Annotated in this window: 14 protein-coding genes and 1 pseudogene; 7 read left to right on the forward strand and 8 right to left on the reverse strand. The window is 55.8% G+C overall.

The features are described from left to right. Window positions 1–208 precede the first annotated feature (208 nt). The gene (uvrA, locus tag A8O25_RS19265; RefSeq protein ID WP_066838520.1) at window positions 209–2,755 is read left to right on the forward strand and encodes an excinuclease ABC subunit UvrA; all 2,547 of its coding nucleotides are present in this window, start codon (window positions 209–211) and stop codon (window positions 2,753–2,755) included. Window positions 2,756–3,132: 377 nt separating this feature from the next. Here the strand turns inward: uvrA and A8O25_RS19275 are convergent, their stop codons facing one another. The 5 genes from A8O25_RS19275 to A8O25_RS19295 all read right to left on the reverse strand — a co-directional run bounded on the left by A8O25_RS19275 (window position 3,133) and on the right by A8O25_RS19295 (window position 11,645). Beyond that, window positions 3,133–4,209: a zinc-binding metallopeptidase family protein gene (locus A8O25_RS19275; RefSeq protein ID WP_066838528.1), complete on the reverse strand. Its 1,077-nt coding sequence runs from the start codon at window positions 4,207–4,209 to the stop codon at window positions 3,133–3,135. 85 nt (window positions 4,210–4,294) lie between these two features. Next, window positions 4,295–5,164 (reverse strand): transglutaminase domain-containing protein, encoded by an 870-nt coding sequence (locus tag A8O25_RS19280; protein WP_066838531.1) that lies wholly within the window; start codon window positions 5,162–5,164, stop codon window positions 4,295–4,297. A 22-nt stretch (window positions 5,165–5,186) separates the two neighbouring features. After that, entirely contained in the window at window positions 5,187–6,143 is a 957-nt protein-coding gene (locus A8O25_RS19285) for an alpha-E domain-containing protein (RefSeq protein WP_066838553.1), read from the reverse strand. A gap of 250 nt (window positions 6,144–6,393) precedes the next feature. Next, a complete protein-coding gene (locus A8O25_RS19290; protein ID WP_066838534.1) occupies window positions 6,394–7,989 on the reverse strand; it encodes a circularly permuted type 2 ATP-grasp protein in 1,596 nt (531 codons plus the stop codon). A 788-nt stretch (window positions 7,990–8,777) separates the two neighbouring features. Next, window positions 8,778–11,645 carry an outer membrane beta-barrel protein gene (locus tag A8O25_RS19295; RefSeq protein ID WP_066838536.1) on the reverse strand — a complete coding sequence of 956 codons (2,868 nt, stop codon included), beginning with the start codon at window positions 11,643–11,645 and terminating at the stop codon, window positions 8,778–8,780. Between the two features lie 668 nt (window positions 11,646–12,313). On the opposite strand from A8O25_RS19295, the gene A8O25_RS19300 reads away from it, so the two are divergent. Both A8O25_RS19300 and A8O25_RS19305 read left to right on the forward strand, forming a co-directional pair. Then, entirely contained in the window at window positions 12,314–14,275 is a 1,962-nt protein-coding gene (locus A8O25_RS19300; protein ID WP_241499097.1) for a mechanosensitive ion channel family protein, read from the forward strand. 220 nt (window positions 14,276–14,495) lie between these two features. Continuing rightward, window positions 14,496–15,416, forward strand: coding sequence for a hypothetical protein (locus A8O25_RS19305; protein ID WP_153042838.1), 921 nt, complete (start codon window positions 14,496–14,498; stop codon window positions 15,414–15,416). A gap of 635 nt (window positions 15,417–16,051) precedes the next feature. Here A8O25_RS19305 and A8O25_RS19310 read toward each other — a convergent pair. Beyond that, on the reverse strand, window positions 16,052–16,474 hold the full coding sequence (locus tag A8O25_RS19310) for a hypothetical protein (RefSeq protein ID WP_066838545.1): 423 nt from the start codon (window positions 16,472–16,474) through the stop codon (window positions 16,052–16,054). Between the two features lie 447 nt (window positions 16,475–16,921). Here A8O25_RS19310 and A8O25_RS19315 point away from each other — a divergent pair, with 447 nt between their 5' ends. The 3 genes from A8O25_RS19315 to A8O25_RS19325 all read left to right on the forward strand — a co-directional run bounded on the left by A8O25_RS19315 (window position 16,922) and on the right by A8O25_RS19325 (window position 21,749). After that, complete coding sequence (locus A8O25_RS19315; RefSeq protein ID WP_066838548.1) at window positions 16,922–17,764, forward strand: alpha/beta fold hydrolase; 843 nt, start codon at window positions 16,922–16,924, stop codon at window positions 17,762–17,764. Window positions 17,765–18,096: 332 nt separating this feature from the next. Continuing rightward, window positions 18,097–19,521: an erythromycin esterase family protein gene (locus tag A8O25_RS19320; protein WP_241499098.1), complete on the forward strand. Its 1,425-nt coding sequence runs from the start codon at window positions 18,097–18,099 to the stop codon at window positions 19,519–19,521. 1,121 nt (window positions 19,522–20,642) lie between these two features. Further along, window positions 20,643–21,749, forward strand: a complete 1,107-nt coding sequence (locus tag A8O25_RS19325; RefSeq protein WP_241499099.1) for an MFS transporter — start codon at window positions 20,643–20,645, stop codon at window positions 21,747–21,749. A 389-nt stretch (window positions 21,750–22,138) separates the two neighbouring features. Here the strand turns inward: A8O25_RS19325 and ggt are convergent. Then, window positions 22,139–23,481 (reverse strand): annotated as a pseudogene (gene ggt / locus A8O25_RS19330) (gamma-glutamyltransferase). Then, complete coding sequence (locus A8O25_RS24270) at window positions 23,478–23,828, reverse strand: gamma-glutamyltransferase (protein ID WP_338152771.1); 351 nt, start codon at window positions 23,826–23,828, stop codon at window positions 23,478–23,480. Before A8O25_RS24270 ends, ggt begins: the two are co-directional and overlap by 4 nt. Window positions 23,829–23,845: 17 nt before the next feature. Between A8O25_RS24270 and A8O25_RS23075 the strand changes: the two genes are divergently transcribed. Beyond that, on the forward strand, window positions 23,846–24,232 hold the full coding sequence (locus A8O25_RS23075) for a hypothetical protein (RefSeq protein WP_153042839.1): 387 nt from the start codon (window positions 23,846–23,848) through the stop codon (window positions 24,230–24,232). Window positions 24,233–24,746: the final 514 nt, after the last annotated feature.

The following is a 24,746-nucleotide window of genomic DNA, read 5'->3' on the forward strand; positions in this document are numbered from 1 at the left end:
AAATGCTGTTAAAAACAGGTACGGAATGTCTGTTGAACAGGAGGCAAGCCGTTGCTAGAAAGTTCCACCGTTAAGTTCGTTCTACTTCATTCCGTTTTTGGCCTGTTTTCCAGAAAACAGGCCAAAAACAGAAACTACATAGATAAGACAGCCTGCGTGAACTTAGGCCGAGTTTCCCGTTAAAGGGGAAGTTTCTCTAATTTCGGCCATGGCAAACCAAATTCCGCAGCAAAAGAATACCCACCAAGATTTTACCGGCTTCGTCACCGTTCGCGGGGCACGCGAGCATAACCTGAAGAACGTAGACCTCAGCATCCCCCGAGACGCGCTGGTGGTGTTCACGGGGGTGTCGGGGTCGGGGAAGTCGTCGCTGGCGTTCGGGACGCTGTACGCCGAGGCCCAGCGCCGCTACCTGGAGAGTGTGAGCCCCTACGCGCGGCGGCTGTTCCACCAGATGGCCGTGCCCGAGGTAGATGCCATTGAGGGCCTGCCCCCGGCGGTGGCCCTGCAACAGCAACGCGGCACGCCCACCACCCGCTCCAGCGTGGGCAGCGTGACCACCCTCTCAAACCTGGTGCGCATGCTGTACAGCCGGGCCGGAGACTACCCGCCGGGCCAAGGCATCATCTACGCCGAGGCGTTCTCGCCCAATACCCCCGAGGGCGCGTGCCCCACCTGCCACGGCCTGGGCCGCATCTATGACGTGACCGAAGAAAGCATGGTGCCAGACCCTTCGCTTACCATTAGGGAGCGGGCCATTGCCTCCTGGCCTACCGCCTGGGGCGGCCAGAACCAGCGCGACATCCTGGTGACTCTGGGCTATGACGTAGACAAACCCTGGCGCGAGCTGCCCCAGAAAGACCGCGACTGGATCTTATTCACTCAGGAGCAACCCGTGGTGCCCGTGTACCCCGGCTATACCCCAGAGCAAACCCGCCGCGCCCTGCAACGCAAAGAAGAACCCAACTACATGGGCACGTTTACCAGCGCCCGGCGGCACGTGTTCCATACCTTCGCCAACACCAACAGCCCCCAGATGAAAAAGCGGGTGCTGCAGTACATGCTCCACACAGACTGCCCCACCTGCCACGGCAAACGCCTGAACCCCGCGTCGCTCTCCGTCACCTTCGCGGGCTATGACATCACCGAGCTGTCGCGCCTGCCCCTGCAACGGGTGGCCGAGTTACTGAAACCGTACGCGGCGGCCTCCGCTCAAGGCCATAATCAACAAGACGCGGGACACCCGGAACAACTCATCGTGAAGCAGCGCATCGCGCAGGATTTGACCGCGCGCATTCAGGTGCTGCTGGATCTGGGCCTCGGGTATCTGTCTTTGGAACGAAGCACGCCTACCTTGTCGCCGGGCGAGTTGCAGCGCCTGCGGCTGGCCACGCAGCTGTACTCGCATCTGTTTGGCGTGGTGTACGTGCTGGACGAACCCTCGGCGGGCCTGCACCCCTCAGATACCGTGGCCCTGCTCACCGCCCTGGCCAACCTGAAGAAAGCGGGCAATTCGTTGTTTGTGGTAGAGCATAACCTGGACGTTATCCGGCAAGCCGATTGGCTCGTGGACGTAGGCCCCGCCGCCGGCGAGAAAGGCGGCGAAATCCTCTACAGCGGTCCGCCCGAGGGGTTGCAAGAAGTACCTAACTCCCAAACTGCCGCTTACCTTTTCGGCACGGCCCCTGTGCACACGCGCCCGCGCCGCACGCCCACCGGCTGGCTCCAACTGAGCGGCGTGACCCGCAATAACCTGCAGAACCTGAGTGCGGCCTTTCCGCTGGGCGTGTTTACCACCGTCACGGGCGTGTCGGGCTCGGGCAAGAGCAGCCTGGTGAGTCAAGTGCTGGTAGAACTGGTAGCCGAACACCTGGGCCAGGAAATCCAACCCGAGGAAGAAGAAACCGATCAACTGGAAAGCCCCGCCCCGCAGACCCTGGGCGGAAGAATCGTGAGCGGGATGGAGCAGATCAAGCGGCTGGTACGCGTGGACCAGAAAGCCATCGGGCGCACGCCCCGCTCCAACATGGCCACCTACACCGGCCTCTTCGACCACGTACGCAAACTCTTCGCCGATACGCCGCTGGCCAAGAAACGCCGCTATGACGCGGGCCGCTTCTCGTTCAACGTGGCCAAAGGTCGCTGCGAGAACTGCCAGGGCGAAGGCTTCGTGATGGTGGAACTGCTCTTTTTGCCCAGCGTGTACGCGCCCTGCCCGGTTTGCCACGGCGCCCGCTACAACGCCCAAACCCTGGAAGTCACCTACCGCGACCTCAACATCGCCGAAGTGCTGAACCTCACCGTAGATGCCGCCTGGGAGTTTTTTGATGAAGAACCCGCCATTCACCGCGCCCTCACCGTGCTGCGCGAAGTAGGTTTGGGCTACCTGCGGTTGGGGCAACCTGCCACCGAGCTTTCCGGCGGGGAAGCCCAGCGGATCAAACTAGCCACCGAACTCCAGCGTCTGTCAAGAGGAAACACGCTCTACATCCTGGATGAACCCACCACTGGCCTGCACCCGTCAGACGTGGAGAAACTCATGGCCCAGCTGGAAAAACTGGTGGACGCGGGCAACACGGTCATTGCCGTAGAACACACCATGCGCGTCGCCGCCGCCTCCGACTGGGTCATTGACATCGGACCCGGAGCAGGGGAGGAAGGCGGACAGATTGTAGCGGCCGGTACCCCGGAGGACGTGGCGAAGGTGGCCGGGAGTAAAACGGCTCCGTTCTTGGCGAAGGAACTGGCAGGGTAGTCCAGAAGTTAGTTTCCGTTTTTGACCTGTTTTGGCCAAAACAGGCCGAAAACGGAAAAGCCGTATTCCCTCTCCCCCTGGGAGAGGGCTAGGGTGAGGGTAGGGCGGTTCAGGTATCAGAAGCTGGAGTTCCTGGCGCAGACGCTCGCAGGTCCTCCGGACGCTACGAGGTCTTTGGAACAGGCGCTGATGGTTGGGGAAAGAGAAGAGCTGCGCCAGATATTCGGCCTAGCCGAAGAAGGAGAACCGCTGCAACCATACATGCTCTCTTCCGCTGACGCGGACAAGCCCTAGATAACCGTGGTGTCAACTTCCGTTTGCTGATTTCAGAAAATCAGGCCAAAAACGGAAAACCTTTTCTTTCTCTTCCCCCGGGTTTATTGCGCTTTTCTGTTCCGGGCAATGAGGTGGTGAATGTAGCGGAGCTTCTCCACCACGGGAGGGGAGAAGGTTTCTGGGAGCAGGTCAGGGAGGCCTAGGGCGCGGTTCACCTCGTTTACTTTCAGGCTTAGCTCAGTGTAGCGGCTCTGGATGGTTTCCAGCTGGGCCTCTACCAAATCCTTTTCAGGAAGGTGGAGCAGGTCGGTGTTTTCAGCGGTATCCAGCACGGCAATCATGTCCAGGTACGTGCCCCAGGTTTCGGCAAAGTCTTCCCAGGGGTGCATGGTGGCATAGGCGCTTATGTAGGCGTTGGCCCAGTTGGCCTTGGGGCCGTTTTGGTAGTAGTGGTCCATGGCCTCTGAATAGCTGGGGTGTTCATGGTCCCCAAAGATGGCCTTGAACGCCGCTTCGTCTTTGTTCTGGATGAGCAGCTGCCAGTAGTAGTGCCCAATCTCGTGCCTGAAATGCCCAATGAGCGTACGCTGCGTCTCCCCAAAGGCTACGCGCAGCTTCTCCCGCTCCACGGGGTCGGCTTCGCGCAGGTTAATGGTGATATTACCATCGGCGTGGCCGGTGTACACCTTCTCCTCCCTGCCCAGGCCCATCCAACCCAGCACCGGCGACGGTTGCACATCTTCTTTAAAATCAAAGGTAAGCGGCAGTTCAAAGTGTTCCTCTTTGGAGCCATAGGGCAAGCCCAGGCGGTCCAGCAGGTACAGGAGGCGGCGCTTGGCCACCTCCAGCTGGTACCATTTGGATAGGTTGCCGTCTATTGACAGGTCTGGAATGGTCTTGGTCAGCTGGCAGTAGTCGCAGAGGCACTGGTTGTTCTGCTGCGGCTGGCTCCAGGCCGCCACAAAACGGTTACAGACGTTGTAGGTGCTGTAGTTGAAGCACTTCACCAGCGTGGCCCGGCAGTCTGGGTTGGTGCAGGTGTAATGGCCTTTCCCGTCAGGCTCCACGGCATGAATGCCTTCGCACACCGGGCACCACCCCACTTCGCGCTGACAGCAAACGCATTGGGAATTCTCAAAGTATAATTTGTTGCCACAGGCACAGCCGAACGTTTGCATAAGGAAAAACTAAGCGGTAAAACAAAGGAAGAAGGCGCGGCATCTGCTTAGGCAGATATGACCACACCGCGCCAGACTGGTGAGCTTACTGGCTGCTATACGGCTCCGGTAGCGGGATGATTTTCACCCCGTAGGTGGTGGTGTGCCCCCCGTTGGTTCTGAGCATGCCTTTGATGGGGCTGCAGTCACTGTAGTCAGACCCGTGGGCGGCTTTGATGTAATGCACATCTGCGAGCAGATTATTGGTAGGGTCAAACCCCTGCCAGCCAAAACCGGGAATATAGGCCTCAGCCCAGGCGTGCATGACCGCCGTGCCGGTGAGGTTGAGCCCCTGGTTCAGGTACCCCGAGACATACCGGCACGGGATCTTGTGCAGGCGCGCCACGCCAATGAACAGGTGCGTGAAATCCTGGCACACGCCCCGGCCCAGCTGCAGCACCTCATTGGCCGAGGTGCAGACGTGCGTAGGCTCGGGGTCAAACTCCAGCAACTGGTACAGGTGGTTGTTGAGCTGTTGCAGATACTGGTACACGGTCTGGTCTTTTTGCCGGAACAGCAGCTGGGGGTAATGCTGTGGGTCAATGCGGGTGTAGTGCCCGGTGCTCAGAAACAGGTGGTGGCTCAGGTAGAAGCTGTGGTCCTGCAGTTGTTCCTGTTCCTGAGCCACGGTCATGGTGCTGCCGTACGGAAAGAACGCAAAGCTTTTCTCTACCACGGCTCTCATGCAGAACTCAAACTGCGTAAAGGGGCGGGGGCTGCGCAGGCTGGTCACGTCAAAACCAAACGGATTGCGGTGGTGAAAGACCTCAGCGTCCAGGGAGTTGGAGAAGCTGCAGGTGCGTACCTGTTGCGTCTGGTCCTGGCAGGGCAGCACCAGAAACGAGAAGAAGGCTTCCCTTACCGTCTCTTCATAGCTATTCTGGGTCTGGTACACCACTTCATATACTGTCTTCATGGGCTCAAAGCCTGGGGAGGCCTCAATGGTATTTCAGGTATTTGACATCTAACTGCTGGGCCAGCTCATAGACCGCATCCAGGGTACGCTTGAGAAAAGGAGCCGCCCGGTCTTCCACCTCTTCAATGGTGAGGTACTGGAACCGGCAGGCCAGTTTCCCGGCCATGAACTCTATGGACTCCTTTTTGGGCTCCTCCTGCTGAAACGCAATTCCCTGAATGCAGTCACGCACGCGCTCCATGCTGTAGGCCACTGATTTGGGGAACTGGGTGTCAAAGAGCAGAAAGTCTAATACGTGGGTACGGGTAGGGCTGGTTTTGTGGCAGCGCATGTACATGTCAAACCCCTCAGTGCTCTCCAGGGTGGTGGCCCATTGGTAATTCTCCAGGGCGCCTTCCTGCTTACCGGCGGCCTCCAGCTTTTCAATGTCATGGAGCTTGGTCTGCAGAATCCGGATGACCTGGATGACCCGCTCCAGGTGTATGCCCAGCGAAATCAGCATCCAGACGTCATTGTGCAGCAGGGTGTTTTCTATGTACCCCTTGGTGATGTAGCTGTTCTCCTCAATGCGGCGGGCAAAAAACTCTATCTCCTCTGCCGGAAGCTCACCTGTCAAAGAACCGTTCACCTTGTGGTAAAACCGGTTAATGGCCTCCCACAACTCAATAGAGATACTGTCACGGGCTCCCCGCGCATTCTCCCTGATGCGGCCAATGTAGCTTAACAGCGAGAAAGGGTTCTCTTCTGAGACGGTGATGTAATTGATGACCTGGTTGTCTTCGAGGGCTGGGTGCAGGGCTTTGTAGGCGTCTGTGCTGCCCGCCATGTCCAGGATTGATTCCAGTACAAAGTCCCGGTTCTGACCCAGCGGCGCATCTACTGAGGACACATATTGTACCCGGCTGTACCGGGCCAGGTGCTCTGCTCTTTCAATGTAGCGCCCCATCCAAAACAGGCTGTTTCCAATTCTTGAAAGCATATGGTAGTTAAAGTTCTGAGTCTTGCGTTCTGCGTCCTGCGGTTGGCAGGGGCTCTGGGTTATTTTTATAAAGATTTCTGGCAGGGCAATCCCTGAGGGTTTCTTTTTCACTGTGCAAGGCTTCAACCCCTGTTGGCTGTACGGGAGCAGAACTCCAGTAGGGCAGACAGGTCTGTTGCTACGCCTTGCCTGGTTTTCCGTTTGCTGTTTTCTCAAAAACAGGCCAAAAACGGAAATTGATAAGAAAACCTTATTCAGGGTTCAAAGGACCCATGGTCATGCCTTCGGGGCCCATGGTCATGGTTTGGCCGTTCTGGGTCATGGACTGGGAGCCGTTGTCCTGGTGCATGGCCATGTGGGTGCCGTCGTCCATCAAAACCCAGGTGTCTTTGGAGCCGCCGCCCTGAGAGGAGTTCACAATGAGACTCCCTTTTTTGAGCGCCACCCGTGAGAGGCCGCCCTTCAAGACAAACTGCCGGTCTTTGCCCAGCAGCGTGAAGGTGCGGAGGTCTACGTGGCGGGGTTCAAACTGGTCTTCGCCCTCAATGAACGTGGCGTGCATAGACAGCGCCATAATGGGCTGGGCAATGTACTTGCGGCGGTTCTCGGTGACCCGGTGCCGGAACTCGCTGAGTTGTTCCTTGGTAGCCTTGTTGCCAATCAAGATGCCGTAGCCGCCGCTTTCATCTACGGGTTTCACCACCAGTTGGTCCATGTTCTCCAGCACGTAGGCCAGGTCATCCTCTTTTTCGCAGCGGTAGGTGTGCACGTTGTTCAGGATGGGCTCCTGTTGAAGGTAGTACCGGATAATGTCAGGCACGTAGGCGTACACGGCTTTGTCATCGGCGAAGCCGGTGCCGGGGGCATTCAACAGGTTCACATTGCCTTTCTTATAGGCCGCCATGATGCCGGGCACCCCCAGCATAGAGTCTGGTTTGAAGGTCATGGGGTCCAGGAAATCATCATCTAACCTGCGGTACACCACGTCTACCCGTTTGGGCCCGTTAATGGTCTTCATGTACACAAAGTTTTTCTCTACGTACAGGTCACGGCCTTCTACCAGCGGCACGCCCATGGTGAGGGCCAGGAACGCGTGCTCAAAATACGCCGAGTTGTAGACCCCCGGCGTGAGCACCACGCAGGTAGGGGCGTCAATGCCGTTGGGGGCCACTGACTGCATGGTGGCCAATAGTTCCTGCGGATATTCATGCACGGTGTTCACGTTGAACTGCCTGAACAGCTGGAAGAGCGTCCGTTTCATGGCCACCCGGTTAGACAACACGTAGCTAATGCCTGAGGGGCAGCGCAGGTTGTCTTCCAGCACGTAGTACTGTCCGTCTCTGTGTTTGATCAGGTCTGTGCCGGAGATGTGGTTGTAGATGCCGCCCACCGGTTTTATGTCCAGCATAGCCTTGAGGTAGTTCTTAGAAGAGAAGATCAGCTCTGCGGGCACCACCTTGTCGCGCAAGATGTGCTGCTTCGTGTAGATGTCTTCAATGAACAGGTTCATGGCCAGGCACCGCTGTATGATGCCTTCCTCCAGCCGGGCCCACTCGGAGGCAGGAATGATGCGCGGAAACAGGTCAAACGGGAAAATGCGCTCTACCCCCTTGGCCTCCTCTGAGTACACAGAAAAGGTGATGCCCTGGTTGAAGAACGACATCTTGGCGTGCTCGTTCAGCTCCTTGAACTCATCTTTGGTGAAGTCCAGAAACTGTTGGAAGACGGCCTGGTAATGCGGATGCGCCTCTCCTGGATTCTGAAAAACCTCGTCTAGAAAGTGCGGGGGAATCTGGTAGTTTTTAAATACGTCACTTATCTGGTTCTGGCGCAGGGCAGCATCCATATCTGTTGGTCTAAAAAGTTATTGCTAAGTGATTCTCCATTGTTTTCAGCAGGAGGGCAGTGCTCTGCTCGTTCACGGTTCCTGCTGGCAGAAGGGAGAGTGCCCCCTCTGGGGGAAAGTGTTTTCCAGCACCGGCGACTTTGTAGCCTGGAGTTTTTGCCTGGACCGTCTGTAACTGTTCGCCGCTGTCAACGCTTCCTTTCGCCTTCTAGGTCTCCTCTAAGATTGCACCTTACGGAAAAGACACAGGGCTTTGTTCACCCTTGAGGAAGATAAAATGGTACTTTAGAAGAAAAACAGTATTTATCTGAGCGGTTGTTCGTAATTACCGCAGTGATCCAGCCACCATCTAGTATTTATTTCACCTGTTAGGGGAGGAGGAGCCGCAATAAGAGGACGCAGTCTTCACTAATTTCCCTGGGCAAGTCCTGGCTTGGCAGCCATTTGTTGAAGATGAAACTAAAAGCCATTGGCGCTGCCTCCTGTTTCTTCTGGGCCTTACTTTTTATGGCTAATTATGGCCAAGAAGGTAGTGCGCCTCAGTGGTGGCAGGGGCAGGGCTAACACAAAAGTACCCACTGGTGGCTGTGGCGGCCTGAGGGCTTGTTTCTATGAAAGAAGCTGATGAAAGTTCTTCCTTTTCTAAGGTGATGGACCGGGACTGACTCTGACATGGCGCCAGCGTGTGCTTGGGCCTGCGTTTTGGGGCTGTTTTCTGAAAAACAGGCCAAAAACAGAAAGACGTTTGGCGTCTGTAGCCAGCCGGGAGAAGGAACTACTACAGCTGTTTAATTCCTTCGCCCGCCGCCTTGCCGTTTAGGGCGGGGAGAGGCGGGGCTGCTCTGGTCTATTCCCTCAGCGGGGGTTCTTCTGGTGCGGGTGCGGTCCCTTTCGCCGGGGGCGGCCCCGTTAAAGGAGCGGATGTTGTAAGAGAACGTGAGCAGGAAGAACCGCTGGAGCACCGTAGACTGCACGTCTTGCACAAAAGCATCTGACAGCGTGCGGGACACGCTCACATTCTGGCCCAGCACATCATTCACGCTTAAGCTGATTTCGCCCTTCTGGCTCTTGAATACCCGTTTGCTGAGGCTCATGTTCAGCAGGGTGATGTGGGGGTTGATGCCGCCAGAGAGGCCCGCGTTGTACTGGTGGCTGAGTTCAGTGCGGTAAATCACGCCGCGCCAGAACTTGAGGTTAGCCCGCAGGCTGGAGTTTTGCGTGAAGAAGTTGTTGTTATTGTTGCGGTTGCGCAGGGTACTGGTAATGACGTTGTAGTTAGAGCGGGTAGAAGCGTTAAAGTCAACGTTCTCGCTAATATTGCTGCTCAGGGAGACCCCCAACCCGTAATTGGTAGAGGTAGAGAAGAACTGCTCACGGTTAAACAGGCCCGGCGTCTTGTTGTACCCCACTGAGCCATTCACGCTGACGTTGGACTTAATGAACGAAACCGGCTGCCCGAAGCTCATAAACGCCCGGGTGCTCCAGCTGCCGTCCAGGTTAACAGGCCTGATGAGCTGCGCGCCCGTTCCCGGGTTTAACCCGGCCAGCAGGGGCTCGCTTTCCAGGTTGGTCTCAGTGGTGCTGTTGGTGATGTAGTCATCTGTTCTGGCGGCGTTCACAAAAAAGGTGAACACGCGGTTGGTCTCCAGGTTAAACGAGCGGTAGCGCACATTGACCGTGTTGCGGTATTCCTGCACCAGGCCGGCATTGCCCACCCTGAACCGGAGCGGATTGGTGTTGTCTACCACTTCCTGCAGTTGCGTGACAGACGGTGCGTCTACGTTGGTGCTGTAGTCCAGCTGCAGGTTCTTGGTTTTGGAGAATTTGTATTCCAGTTGTGCGCCTGGTAGAAAATTATGGAACGTGCGGTCCATCTGGTAGGGGGCCGGGAACTCCTGCTGGTTCTGCAGATTGGCATTCTGGTACACGGTTTCCAGCTGCACGCGCAGTTTGTCACTGTTGTAAAGGTAGGTGGCCTTGCCCTGTTGCCGCAGGTATTCGCTCTCAAAGGCATTGCTCAGGCGGGTGTTCAGGTGGGTGTAGGCGTTTTCTTCCCAGTCATAGGCCAGCCGCTCAGAGTCTTCCTGCCGGTTGCTGATGCTGTAAGACGCCTGCACCCGCGCCTTGGGGCCCACCTGTTCGCCCAAGGCCACGTTACCGCGCCAGGTAAAGCCGTTCCGGTCTGTTTGTATGTGCTGGTTCAGGTAGTTGCTTTTCTGGGGCTGCAAATAGTCAGTGACATTGGTGAGCTGGTAGTTGTCGCCGTCTGTAAAGGTCTTAATAGTGTTCAGGCCCAGGGTGATGGTGCGGCCGGGTTTGTTGAACCGGTGGCTGAAATCAAGGTCATTGCTCAGGTTGTAAGAAAGCGCCTCCTGGTTTGAAGAGTTGTCACGGGTGGTCAGCAAGGCTTGGTCATAGGCCTCATTGTCTGGGTTGCTGTCATAAACCGACCTGCTCACCAGCGTGGAATAGGTGTCATTGCGCTGCACCGTGATGCGGGGCCTGATCAGGAGCCGGTTCCTGTCATTGGGCTTGTAGTCAAACCTGAAGTTGAACTGGTGGTTCTCCTCCCGGTTGGTGTTAAAGCTGTTGTCTCGGTTCTCCTGCTCGTAGTACTGGGAATTGAGATAATCGCGGAACACAAAGCGGTTATTCTCGTTGCGGTTGTTGCTGTAGTTGTAATTGCCGCTTACCTCAATTTTCTTTCCCCAGAGGTCTGTATAGTTAAACCCCAGGGTGTTGGTGGTGGTGATACCGGCCCCCCCCGCCACCGCCGCTGCCCCGGCGCCGCGCATGCCGCCCCCCGGTGCCTCACCCACTGAGAAATCCTGCAGGTTAATGTTGTTCAACAGGCCGTTTACGGTAAACCGGCGCTCCCCTTTAAAAAAGTTGACGCTGGCCCCCGCCATGTATTTTTTATCAGGCCCCACGGCCGCCGCCACTTTGCCAAACTGCCCCGTGCGGCGGTTTTTCTTGGTGACAATATTGATGGTTTTGGCGCGGTTGCCGTCATCAAAGCCGCTGAACTCGGCCTGGTCGCTTTTCTTGTCAAAGATCTCAATGTTCTCAATCACTTCGGCGGGCAGGTTGCGCAGGGCCGTGTTGGCGTCTTCACCAAAGAACCGCTTGCCGTCTACCAAGACCTGCCGCACGTCTTCGCCCTGGGCCTGCACTTTGCCGTCGGTGATGGTGACGCCGGGCAGCTTGGTCACCAGGTCTTCGGCGCTGGCGTCATCGGCCACCTTAAAGGCGGCGGCGTTGAACACGGTGGTGTCTCCCTTCTGGGTGCCCGGCGGCACCTGCCCCACCACCTGCACTTCCTGCAGGAGGGTGGCGCCCTGCTGCAAAACCAACTGCCCCAGGTGCACGGGCGTTTGCTGCACCTGCACTGCCTTGCTCAGGGGCGAGTGCCCCAGGTAGTTGACCAGCACTGCGTACGTGCCCGGGCTCACCGCCGGAAAACGGAAGTTCCCCTCTTTGTCTGTGCCCACGGCGGTTCTCACCGAGTCTGGCAGCCGGACCAGCTGAACCGTGGCTCCCACCAGCGTTTCTTTGTAGAGTGCGCTGCTCACCGTGCCCGTCACCGCCACCCCCTGGGCCCGCGCATAGGTAAAAGACAACAGAAAGAACAGGAGAGGGAGGAGGGGTGATTTCATGTCTGGGAGGTGCGTTTCCCCCTTTGACCTCAAAAGCAGCCGATAGTTTATTCGTAACTATTAAATTTCTGAATTACTTCGGCTTTGGCTCATCGGCAGTTCCAGAGAATAGGAACTGTTTCGCGTGATACATTCTGTTTATGGCGCAGGCGGAACTTGTGCCTGTAAGGGAAGTGAGTTTCTGTTTCCGGGCTGTTTTGGGGAAAGTAGCCCCAAAACGCAGACCCAGGCGCACGCTTGCGTCATGCCAGGGTGAGTCACGGTCCATTTCGATAGAAAAAGAAAAAATCTCATCATTTTTCTCCTCCGCTGGGTGAAGGACGGGAGGTACCTCTGGTGTCAGGCAAGCCGACGAGTAAGTGACGGAAGGGCGGCACTAACGGGCAGCGGGTGGCTGATTTCTCTGGACAGGATTTTCTGTTTCCGGGCTGTTTTTGAAAAAACAGCCCGGAAACAGAAAACAGTCTCTGTCGCGCTGAACCCCAGGAAAGAGGGGGAGCGCCCAAAGGAATTCCCCCTTGACGGATGCCTTTGCCATTGACCGCGGGGCCATGACAGAATACCTTTCGGCAAAAGCCACGTAATTTAAGGGGGCGGCGGCCGGTGAGGCCCTTGGTGGGCACCCGGTTTCTGACAGTAGCCGGATTTAAGTTAGTCAATAGTCATTCATGAAAGACCTAGTGCATTCCCTTTCTTCTTTCAAATTGGTTCAAATACAAGGTAGATCACTGCGGTGGGCGCTTTTGCTCTGGCTTTGCGCGGCAGCGGTATTGCCCGCCCGGGCGCAGGAGGCAACCGCAGACTCTACGGTGGCAGCGGCACTGCCCGATTGGCCGCAGGACTCCCTGGGCCGGCGCACCCCCAGAGGAACGGTGCAGGGGTTTATCAAGGCCATCTCTGAGGAAAACTATGAGAAGGCAGCCCTCTTCCTGAACCTGGACAGCACCCTGCAACAGCCCCAGCAGGGGCCCAAGCTGGCGCATGCCCTGCAGCGCCTGTTAGACCAGGGTGGGGAAATAGTGCCGTATTCTCTCATCAGTGACGCGTACACCGGCCGCGTAGATGACAACCTGGGCCCCAACCTGGAACGGGTGGGCACCGCCTCTGTCAACGGTGAGACTTTTGACCTGTTCCTGGAGAAGATAGAGGGCCCAGAGGGTGGACCCCTCTGGCTGTTTTCGTCACAGACGGTGCAGCGTATCCCCGTTATCATTGAACAGGCCTCTAAGCCCTTGGTAGACAAGGTGCTGCCGGGCGTGGTGGTGGAGAATAAGTGGGAGGGGGTGCCCATTGGCCACTGGCTGGCGCTACTGCTGCTGGCTGCCCTGGCCTATGTGGTGGCGTGGCTGCTGGTGCGGCTGGTGGTGTATCTGCTCAAACTGGGCTGGCGCAATGCCCGCAAGGAACACATTGCCGGCCTGATCAGGGCGTTTACCCTGCCCATACAGCTGTATCTGGCGGTCTGGCTGTTTGTGTGGGTAGGGCAGCAGGCCGGCATCTCCATTATTGTGCGGCAGAAGTTCAGCCAGATTACGGTGCTGGTGGGCATGGTGGCCATTCTGCTGCTGCTGTGGCGCCTCTTAGACGTCATGTCCCAGTTTCTGGAGCGGCGCCTCACCCGGCGCGGGAACATGGCTGGGCTGTCGGCGGTGTTGTTCCTGCGGCGCGGCCTGAAGATAGCCGTGGTGGTGTTTGGGGTGATTGCCCTGCTGGGCACGCTGGGGTTTGACGTGACCACGGGGCTGGCGGCGCTGGGGATAGGCGGTATTGCGCTGGCGCTGGGCGCGCAGAAAACCGTAGAGAACTTTGTGGGCAGCGTGACCCTCATTGCCGACCAGCCCATACGCGTGGGCGACTTCTGCAAGGTGGGTGAGACGGTGGGCACGGTAGAGCAGATTGGCATGCGCTCAACCCGTATCAGAACCAATGACCGCACGGTGGTGACTATCCCTAACGGTGACTTTTCTTCGCAGCGTATTGAGAACTTCGCCCACCGGGACCGCATCTGGTTTCACCCCACCTTTGGCATACGCTGTGACACCAGCCCTGAGCAGATCAGGTACCTGCTGGTAGAACTGAGGAGCATTCTGTACGCGCACCCCAAGATTGACCCGGAGAGTGCCCGGGTGCGGTTTGTAGGCGTGGGGGCGTCTTCCTTTAACCTGGAGGTGTTCAGCTATGTGCTCACCCGGGACTTCGGGGAGTTTCTGGAGGTGCAGGAAGACCTGCTCTTGCGCATGCTGGAGGTGATTGACAGCAGCGGCTCTGGGTTGGCGTTCCCGTCGCAGACCCTCTACCTGGGGCGCGACTCCGGAAAATCTGAAGAGAAAACGCAGGCGCAGAGGAGCAGGTACGGCAGTGGCGCCAGGCCAACGACCTGCCTCTGCCCAAGTTCAAGCCTGAGCGCATTCAGGAACTCCGCAACACCATTCCGTATCCGCCTGAAGGCGGCAACGCCTAGGCTGTTTTGGGGCTGTTTTCAGAAAAACAGCCCCAAAACAGCTCGTGGGTCAAACCAAGACGCGTTCTGTTCCTTTCCTTGGCGAAGGGTTCCGGCAGTATGGTTTCCAGCCCAGGTAGTTCTTTGCAGGTACATTTTTCAGCGAAGGATGGCACGCAATATTCTTTGAAAAGGACTTGCCCCAAGCAATAGCAAACGTTACTTATAGGAAGTTTTTCAAAAACGGGTTGCGAATGCCTTCCGGTAATATTGGAAAAATAGAAAACTGTCATCTGTGAGATAAAACCGTAACCTATTTCGTTTCTTTATTTAACATATTTATAAAGATGGTTTGCTAGAAGTTTGCAGTGAAAACAGTACTTTGGTCCCAATTTATGACCACTACTTCTATGAAAAAATCTGCATTTTCTTCTGTGTTTGGCTTCTTGTTTTTAGTAATTTTTATGGGCTGTTCAGATGACAAGGAGGAGCCTGCACCTGTTTCCCCTGAACCTATTGTAGCGCCGGTATATGCCTGTAAATTACTAAAAGAGCAGGTCACCAACGGTACGCCCGGTCAGCCTCACCAACGTGAAATCCAGTACGTGAACGGGCAGGTGACCCAGATCACAGAAGTAGCCACGGTCAATTCACAGACGTCCGCCACTGCTTTCAGGTTTGACTATGACGGGCAGGGGCATATACGTACCACCACCATTCCAGATGCCCAGGGCCTTCCGGCTCAGGTATTCGTGTATGATTACAATTCTGACGGCTTGGTGCAAAAAGTCTCCTGGTTCAACAAAACTCAAAACCCGGGTGCGGCGGCTCCTATGCTGTACTCAGAGCGCGATTTCACTTATAACTCTGCCAAGCAGCTGGTCAGGAGCAAGCACTGGCTGGTCACGGGCCAAACGCCGTTGTTGCTCAATGATTATCTATTCACCTACAATGCCAAAGGCAATCTAACCAATTCCCAGGAATACCGGGTACTGGCTTATCAAGGCAACACCATACAGAATGACATTGTGCTCAAACTCGCGTTTACCCATGATGACAAGGTGAACCCCAATTATGAAAACAAATTCCTGAACGCCTTGCCCCCGGGTCTGGTGCTACTCAATCTTTCCCCTAACAACGTACTCACCACAGTAGCAGAATCTACGCTGGAAGGAACTCAGAAAGGGCCTGGTGCCTCTTTCAATCCGGCCCCGTATAATTACACCCGAACCTATACATACACCTACACTTCAGAAAACAGACCGGCTACGCAAACATCTTCGCAAGGGAGTGTGCGTACGTATACCTACTCCTGTGAGAAGGTGAAATGACAGGTGCCCCATATCTGGTTTTTACAGGGTTAGTTTTGGGTTTCAATAAGCCAGAATCTACTCTTTTCTGTAAATCAAGACCAAAGTAAACTGTACAAACTTATCGTTTAAGCTCTGTGCGGTTTGAGAGCGGTTATTAACCTGATCTTCAGGAAATGTCTTTTAAACATTGGTTCCAGTAGACACTTACGCCAGACAAACCCTTTCAGTATAACTGAAGCAGAAAACGCGAAACAGGTTCAAAGAAAGCAAGTGTTTTGAGGCTGTTTTCAGGAAAACAGCCCGAAAACAGAAGAGACCTTTCCCCCCTTGTTGTTATGCGATCACGTCTGGTCTTTCCCCCTGAACGCAAGAATCAAATCCCTTTGCCCAGGTTGTTGTGGTAAGGCCGCATTTTGTGCCCGGCAGGAAGGGGGAACGGTAAGGGCGTATTTAGAAGGGAATGGTGCCTTCCGTTTTGGGCCTGTTTTTTCTAAAACAGGCCCAAAACAAAACAGGCAATGCCTTCGCCGGTACGGCGAAAACATTGCCTGGATATAAGTAGAATAGTGACCTGGAAGCTGTTTGGGTTTTCTTTTTAAGTCACTGGCGCAAGAGCCTCCCATGGCCGAGACCGGGAAACTTTAAACGGCTTTCTAGTCATTGTCGTCTTTGATGCCAAGCCGGGCCTGGGCCTTGTCTTCTGTGCGCTCCCAGGAGGTTTTTAGCTCTTGCCATTCCTGTCTGGTTTTCTCATCCCAGGTAGAGCTTTTGGCCTCCAGTTCTGCTTCGCGGCGCTTGTAGTCGGCTTTCAGCTCCCGCCATTCCTGTTCGGTGGCGGTTTCGGCTTTGGCGGTTTTGTCCTGAACCCAGGAAGAGAACTGGTTGAATTCGTTTTCGGTCTCATTGCCGGCTTCGCTAAGTTCATGAGAGGCTTCCTCCCCGGCGGCATCCAACTCGGTTTGGGCTTCATTGACTTCCACGCTGGCATCTTTTTTCTCCTGCTGGGTGCAGGCGGGTAAGAAAGAGAAGAAGGCAAGGCCTGCCCCAAGGGTATAGAGTTTCAAAGAAGTTTTCATAGGGATCTTGGTTGCTATAGGTATTTGTACGGTACTACCTGAAAAATGATATATTCAGAAACGAAGGTATCTCCTCTTAAGACCCTGGAACTGCGGCGGGCCCAGACGCAGGGTGAGCCAGGTCTTCAGCCGATAAAAAGTTAGCCCGGCCCGTTGGATTGAAGTAAAAGGGATACGCCTGCATAGGCCGTCACCGCTGTATGTTTTGTAAACCGCCGCGGGCAGGAGCAGGGGAGCGGTGAAAAAAACGTTGAGCGGTATGGCTAGAGAAGGAGGGGAATAGGTAGCAGAGAATCTGGGGGAGGGAATGAAAACATGGGATTGCGGTTGCGGTCCTTATCCTTGCCCGGCCAGAATCCGTATGAACCAGACCGGTTTTGCGTAGCTGAAGCATGATGCAGCCATGGGAATTGCCGAAACGACCCCAGACAACGACCGCCACTCACTATGAAGGTGCATATAGACAACAAAGACACAAAGCTTTTTACCAGTATTCAGGCCAAACCAGGAAAGGAAACCATTGTCTTGCTGCATGGTGGCCCGGGGGTGCCTGACGGAATGACGTACCTGGTGGAGTTCCTGAGCCGTGACTTTCAAGTGATCACCTTTCACCAGCGTGGCACCCAGAAGTCCCCCACCAGCGGGCACGATTACTCCATAAAGGCGTACCTCTCAGACCTCACCCGCATTGCCGACTTCTTAAAAGTGAAGAAATTTCACTTGTTTGGGCACAGCTGGGGCGGATTGTATGCCCAACTGTACGCAGAGCAGCACCCGGAGCGCCTCCAAAGCCTGTTCCTCTGCAGTCCGGCCTCCGGCACGGGCACCCAGTGGAAAGACACCCTGCTGGAGATTGCCCGCTACAACAAAGCCAAAACCACCACGCTGGAGTGGCTCAACATGAACATGCAGGCGGGGCTGGGGCTGTTGGGCAGTGACAGCGGGTACAAACACTTCTTCTGGCAGGCGCTGGAGAATTTCAGCCGGGGTTTCAAGGAATCCCACCCAGAGAAATTTGAGGTGGAGTGCATCAGGGCAGAGGCTATCAACCAAACCCTCAAGCAGATAGTGGCGGCGCCAGAGCTGCCGGTGTTCGCCCACCCTGCCTATGACGTGACCATTGCCTACGGCGACCAGGACATTATTGGCGACAGCAAAAAACACGTGCTGCAGCGGTTCCCTACCGCAAAAGTGCACACCATTCCGGGTAGCGGCCATATTCCGTGGTCTCACAACCAGAAAGCCTTTGTGAAGGTGTTGCAGGAGCATTACGGCATTAAACCGGTTTAATACCTGCGGTATACCGTTTTGTCTTCTTTGCGCCGTTTTGGGGCTGTTTTTCTGAAAAACAGCCAAACGGAAAATACGCAACGCCTCCTCTATAAGCCTTCGGTAAATACCCAAATCCAGTGCTGGTACTAACCAATCTACTGCAGGGGCGTACCTCTTGGGGTGGTTTTGGTCTGGGAATGATGCAGATAGGGTGATAAACAGCACCTTGTTTTAAGCGGAAGCGGCCTGACCCTGTCTGCAAGTTGATTCAGGCAGGAAAAGACATGGTCTTTCCGCTTGCGTTGGTTTTGCATTTAAACAGGTAGTGGAATAGGTAAAGAAGGAGGCGCATGAGACGTAGTAAAAGACATAGCGGTTGGCAATTCCTGTGGTCAATGCTGTGCCTGTTCACTTTTGCCTGCAAGCAAACCCCTCAGCAGGAAGTGGCGGGGCAGAGCAGGAGAGACCCACCTGCCGGTAGGGCTGGCAAAACGGTCACGCTCACCATTCCCCACCACCCGCTCCGGACGGAGCAGGACCTGGAGGTGCTGCTCCAGCAGATAGGAGACGCCCGGGTGGTCTTGCTGGGCGAAGCCTCGCACGGCACCGCTGAGTATTATACCTGGCGGGCGGCTATCACCAAACGGCTCATGCAGGAGAAAGGCTTTGACTTTGTGGCCGTTGAAGGGGAGTGGGCCGATTCTTACCGCGTTAACCAGTTCATCAAAGGCCCGCGCAAAGACAGTGCCGCCGCCGTGGCGCTGCTGGAGCAGTACAACCGCTGGCCCACCTGGATGTGGGGCAACTACGAGGTGGCCTCGCTGGTGCACTGGCTCAATGCGGTGAACCAGGGCAAACCCGCAGACCAGAAAGCAGGCTTCTTTGGGCTGGACGTCTACTGTCTCTGGGAGTCTATGACCGAACTCCTGCCGTATGTGAAGAACAACCCTGACCTGGTGAAGGCGGCGCGGCAGGTGCACCGGTGTTTCCAGCCGTACAGTGCAGACGCCATGCAATACGCAGAGGCCGTGGCCAATGCCTCGGCCAACTGCCGAGCCGAGACCAGCCGGCTCTGGCGGGAGATTCAGCAGCAGAGTCAAAACGAAGGGAATACCAAAAGTGAGGCCCAGTTTGTAGCCGAGCAGAATGCGCTGGTGGCCCTGAACGGCGAACGGTACTACCGGGCCGCCGTGACCAGCAATTCTGAATCATGGAACATCAGGGACCGGCACATGATGCAGACCCTGCAGCGCCTGCTGGAGTTTCACGGGCCTGAGTCAAAAGCCATTGTCTGGGAGCACAATACCCACGTGGGCGATGCCCGCTACACAGACATGGCTGATAGGGGCGAGGTGAACGTGGGGCAGCTGGTACGCAAGGAATATGGCGAAGAGCAGGTGTTTGCCGTTGGGTTTGGCTCTTACCAAGGCACCGTGATTGCCGCCAGCCGTTGGGGCGCCCCCTACCAAACCATGGAGGTTCCCCCGGCGGTACCGGGCAGCTGGGAGCAGATCCTGCACCAGTTAAGCCCCACAGATAAAATCATCTTCTCCAAAGACCTCGTGGCTAATAAAGCCCTGAATAGGCCGGTAGGCCACCGGGCAATTGGGGTGGTGTATGACCCCAAGCTGGAGCATCTGGGCAACTATGTACCCTCAGTCCTCCCTAAACGGTATGATGCGTTTATCTTCCTTGACAAAACCCGCGCCTTGCACCCCATAGAGCGTATCACCGTCCGGAGTGAACCGCCAGATTTGTATCCGTCTGGAACGTAAAGAGGTTGATCATTTCTTTTGTAGAGACCAGGCACCGCCTTGTCTCCCACGCTGTTCTGATCTTATTTCTGGTGGTATTTCAAAAATAAAGGCATAGTAGGTGGAGGTTAGTAAAGACTGTGACGCATACCAGATGATTCCCCTCTTGGGAGGGGTAGGGAGTGGGTTTGACACATTACTGGTATTGTGCCAAGAATATGGTGTGGCCTTCGCAAAGAGACAGGGCGGTGCCTGGTCTCTTTGCGCTTGGTCCTCCTGAACATTCTTGAGGCGGGAGCCGAAAAGAGCTGGCGTAGCTACCGAAGGATCTAACGAAGACACTTGCTCCCGCCACCGTTCCTGCCCAAAGGCATTTTAATTTTCCCCCTGCTGAGGTTTCTCGCATTTCTCCTTGCTGATCAACCTAACCCAAAGAATCAAAAAGCCCCTGACTCGCCGCCTCTCAGACAGGAGGGGCTTCGTTCAAAGTTCCCACCACGCTGCCGTCCTCTGTTCCATTGCTTCTGTGGCCACTGCAGTTTTGAACCGTCTGTCCGTGCTCCCGCTAAGCTCCTCGGCGCCTTCGGCTTCTGCTTCGCCCGCTCCCGCAGGCACTGGGAAGGAGGTTGGGGCTGCGAGAATTCTCCACTACAACTGAAAGGTGCCATTGGTAGAGCTTCCGTTGCGTTTTGGGGCTGTTTCCAGAAAAACAGCCAACGCAAAGCGCTCATCTTACTTTTCTGCGTTGGCCTTACTATGGCGCGGAAGTTACTTTAATGCCTGGTACTCTTTCTGGTTGTCCCCCTTTGAAGGGGGTGAGGGGGGGGCAAGGCCGGAGAAAAGACAAATTTAAACAGGCTCTTAAGCAGATAAAATGGTAATACGGTTGCTTTAAATTTTCTGACGAACAGGAGAATTAAGCTTTTGAACTGGTCTTTAAGGCAGAAGAAATACTTGTCTACTTGATAGGACGCTGGGGAATGAAAATTGACAAAGAATACCACTTCTCCTTCATAGGATCATTTCCTGATGAAAGGAAGCAGGAGCCACTCAGAAAAATCTTTTTTCAATTGCGTACAGAATATACGTATTTGCGTCCTTCATTCTAGACAATGCCGTCATTTAACCAACAGAGGGTTGCGTTGAGCCTCTTCTTTTTCCTGTCAGGATTTAACTTTTCCAGCTGGACCTCCCGCATTCCCACCATTAAATCTGCCCTGGATCTGAATGAGGCCGAACTGGGGTCGGTGCTGTTGAGCATGCCCATCAGTTCGTTGATCGGGTTGCCGTTGTCTGGTTGGCTGGTGTCAAAGTTTGAAACCAGGAAGCCCTTGGCCGTGGGGTTCCTGCTGAATACTGTTATGCTGGCTTTTATAGGGCTGGCTCCTTCGCCCGTGGCGCTGGTGGCGGTGTTGTTTATGTTCTCGCTGAGCATGCGGGTGTTCAACATTGCCATCAACACCCAGGCCATTACCCTGCAGAAGCAGACAGATAAGAAAATCAACGGCTCGTTTCACGGGCTGTGGAGTACCGGCGGCATTGTGGGCATTGCGTTCACCACCCTGCTGGTTTCGTTGAAAGTGGAGATGGTACCGCACCTGCTGATAGTTTCTGCCATTTCGTTGGTTGCCACGGTGGTGGTGTACCAATATCTGCTGCGCCATGATGTGGCCCCGGCCAAAAACAAAGTGAGGTTTGGGAAACCAGACCCGTTCATTCTCTACCTGGGGCTGCTGGTCTTCTTTTCAGCGGTGTGCGAAGGCGGCATGTTTGACTGGAGCGGGATCTACTTTCAGGAGGTGGTGGGCGAGGAGGTGTTTACCGCCGGCTACCTCATCTTTATGTCGTTCATGGCCTTGTCCCGGTTTATCTCAGACAAAATCATTGATGCCCTGGGCGTGCCCACCACCTATGTGTTCAGCGCGTTTCTAATTTTTACAGGGATCATGCTGGCCATTCTGTTCCCCACGTTCTGGCCGGCCATGATCGGTTTTTCCATGGTGGGTTTCGGGACGGCCTCGGTGATTCCCATGACGTATGTGCTGGCCGGCACCTCAGACAAGTACACCCCCGGCATGGCCATCTCCCTCATTGTGACTTTCGGGATTGTAGGGATGCTCATTGGCCCGCCCATGATTGGGTACCTGGCCCACGCCTTCAGCCTCAAAGTCTCATTCATCTCTTTTGCCGTGGCTGGGTTGATGTTGATTCCCATTTCTAAGTTGTTTTTTAAGATGCAGAACCGTTAGGTTTTGGTGCAGTTTACCCTTTCCTGTTTTCGCTGTTTTTCAGAAAACAGGCCGAAAACGCAATTGCGGTGTTTTTTCCTTGGGGTGTGGGGGAGCGGTGGCTATTGGCGCAGACGCTCGCAGGTCCTCCGGACGCTACGAGGTCTTTTGAGCAGACGGTAATGCGGTGGCAAGCGTATTGAACCCACCCTACCCCTCCGGGGAGGGGAGTGATCAGGTATGCGTGACCGACTGGTGTAAACATCCCCCTTCGCCCCCTTCAAAGGGGGAGTATCTGCTGGAGTTTCAGAAGGAATGATGGTAGGACAGGATTGATAAGATTTCTGCTGATCTTGCTATCTGTCATAAGCTTATTTAATATGTTAAATAAATAAGCGGTGCAAAGATACTCAAAATCCCGCCGCCGCATCATCGCCTCTGGGGTCAGCGCCGCCTTCCAACGTGCCGTCTGGCAGTACCAGAATACCGGCTGCCCGCCCGATGCCTCCCGTTTTAGGGGCAATTTTGTGGCCTTTGAACCACAGGCTTAAACCGGTGCCCACGCCCAGCGCACCCCATTCAGATAGAATCCAGTTGGGTTTCCATTGGTGGTGGAAGCGGCCGGCGTTCACGGCGCCCTGCATGGTGTGGCCGTGCACCGTCACGTTCTGAATGATCTGGAACACGGTGGTGGTGATGGTGGAGCCGCCCATGGCGCCAATGACCATAAACAGTTTTCCGTCTTTCTCCAGAATGGTGGGCGTCATGGAGGAGAGCATGCGCTTGCCGGGCTCAATGGCGTTGGCCTCCTCGCCCACCAGGCCGTAGCTGTTGGGTACGCCGGGCTTCACACTGAAGTCATCCATCTCGTTGTTGAGCAGAAAGCCGGCCCCGGCCACAAACACCTTATTCCCGAAGCTGCTGTTCAGGGTGGTGGTCACGGAGACGGCGTTCCCCTGCGGGTCTACAATGGAATAGTGGGTGGTGTGCATGGGTTCCGCCAGGGGCGGCGTGCCGGGGGAGACCTGCTCACTGGGGGTGGCTTTCTGCAGGGAGAACCCTTTCAGGCGGCTTTTGATGTAGCTGGTGTCCAGGAGGCCGTACACGGGCATGTCATAGAAATCAGTGTCCCCGAAGTGCTTGGAACGGTCTGCGTACACGCGCCGTTCAGCCTCTACCATTAAATGGGCGGTTTTGACGGTGTTCCAGCCCCACTCGCGCAACGGATAGTCTTGCGACAGGGTCAGGAGCTGGATGAGCGCGATGCCGCCGCTGGAGGGTGGGGGCATGGCCGTGATCTGGTACTCGCCCACGTTGGCCACCAGCGGGGTGCGCCAGACGGCGTGGTAGTTAGTGAGGTCTTGCTGGGTGATAATGCCTTTGCCGCGTTTCATCTCTTCTACCAACAGCCGGGCGGTGGCCCCGGCGTAGAACCCGTCACGGCCCTGGTCTCTGATGCGCTCCAGCGTGCGGGCCAGGTCGGGAAGGCGCAGGGTATCGCCTTCGCGCCAGCGGTATTTCAGGATAAAGTCGGGCCGGCGGGTGTTGTAGGCCAGGAAGTCTTTTCGCTGCCCGTTCAGCTTCTTCGCCTCTTTCTGGGTCAGCGGAAAGCCCTTGGCGCCAGCGCAATGGCGGGCTGCACCAGTTCCCGCCACGGCAGGCGCCCGTACTTCTGGTGGGCCTGCACCATGCCGTCCACGGTGCCGGGCACCCCCGCGGCCAGGTGGCCTTTGAGGCTGAGGTTCTCTATCACCTCGCCGCGGGCGTGAGGTAGAGGTCGCGGTGGGCGGCGGCGGGGGCTTTCTCGCGGTAGTCCAGCGCGGCCACGGTGCCGTCCTGTTGCCGCAGCACCAGAAAGCCGCCTCCGCCCAGGTTGCCCGCGTCTGGGTACACCACCGCCAGGGCAAACTGCACGGCCACGGCGGCGTCTATGGCGTTTCCGCCGCGCCGCATGATGTCAGCGCCTACCTGAGAGGCCAAGGGGTGCGCTGAGACCACCATGGCGTTCTGGGTGACCAGCCCCCTGGTGTGCAGGTCTGGGTTGGCGCAGCCCAGCAGTGTTAAAAGGAGGAAGAAAAAAGAGCGTTGAATTGTTGGCACGTGGAAAGCAGTAGTTGTTGTATGGTTTTACCGTTGGAAGGAGGGAGAGGTTCCGGTTCTTTTCAGGCGCGGCGAAGGAGGGGCGTTTTGGGGCTGTTTTTCAGAAAACAGGCCGGAATCGGAATGTTCCTGTCTTTCATCGTTCTGCCTGGGAGGAGGAGCGCTCGCTCCCTTGTTTTTACAATGCACCTTTTGCTGTTTCGCTGGTTGTAGGGGGTGAAGGAAAAAGTTATTGTCGGTGGCGGTTGATGCTGTGTTTTACTGGCGGCCTGAAATGCGTGTTCTGCTGTTCTCCTGGTGTGTTGCTGATGGAATGCGTCGTTTCCTTGTCAGTGCTGTTGGATGCAGGGCCTCACTGGGGCGAATGTTTTATTTTTGCCGCTGCAGCCTATAGCAATGCGTAATCTGCTGTTCCCTTGGCTGTGCCGCTGCCGTAGTACCGTGATTTTAGGAATACGTGGTCTGCTGTTTCCCCTGGCTTTGGCGTTTGCTCCGGTGCGAAATCCCATTGCTGTTGCATTGTATCCGGTAAGCGCTCACGGCCGCGGGGCCCCGTCCTGGCGATGAGCACTGCTGTTAAAACTACGCCTTTGGCGTTGCCTTCGGCACCGTATTAACAGAGGCGCTCACCCCCAGGACTGGTTTGGGTTCCTCTCCTGATCAGCTTCTCTAGCTCTCTATGCCTCTGCAGGTAACAGTGGCTGTCCCGCTAGCCTGTGGCGAGCCCGTGCTGCGCACATCAGTCAGGGGCAGAAGTGCTAATTAACAGAGGTGCCACCAGCAGAAGTGTTGATTGTTCATTGCTGTTTGTTTGTTTACTTATTGCTGCTTGTTTGCCGCTTTCTCTGGTTCAAGTTTCCAACTTGGACCTATAATGGCGGAAGCTTTCAGCTTCCATGAGGCGGCAGCCTCACATTA

Origin of the sequence: Rufibacter ruber (genome assembly GCF_001647275.1) — a bacterium.
In the GTDB taxonomy this organism is placed as follows: domain Bacteria; phylum Bacteroidota; class Bacteroidia; order Cytophagales; family Hymenobacteraceae; genus Nibribacter; species Nibribacter ruber_C.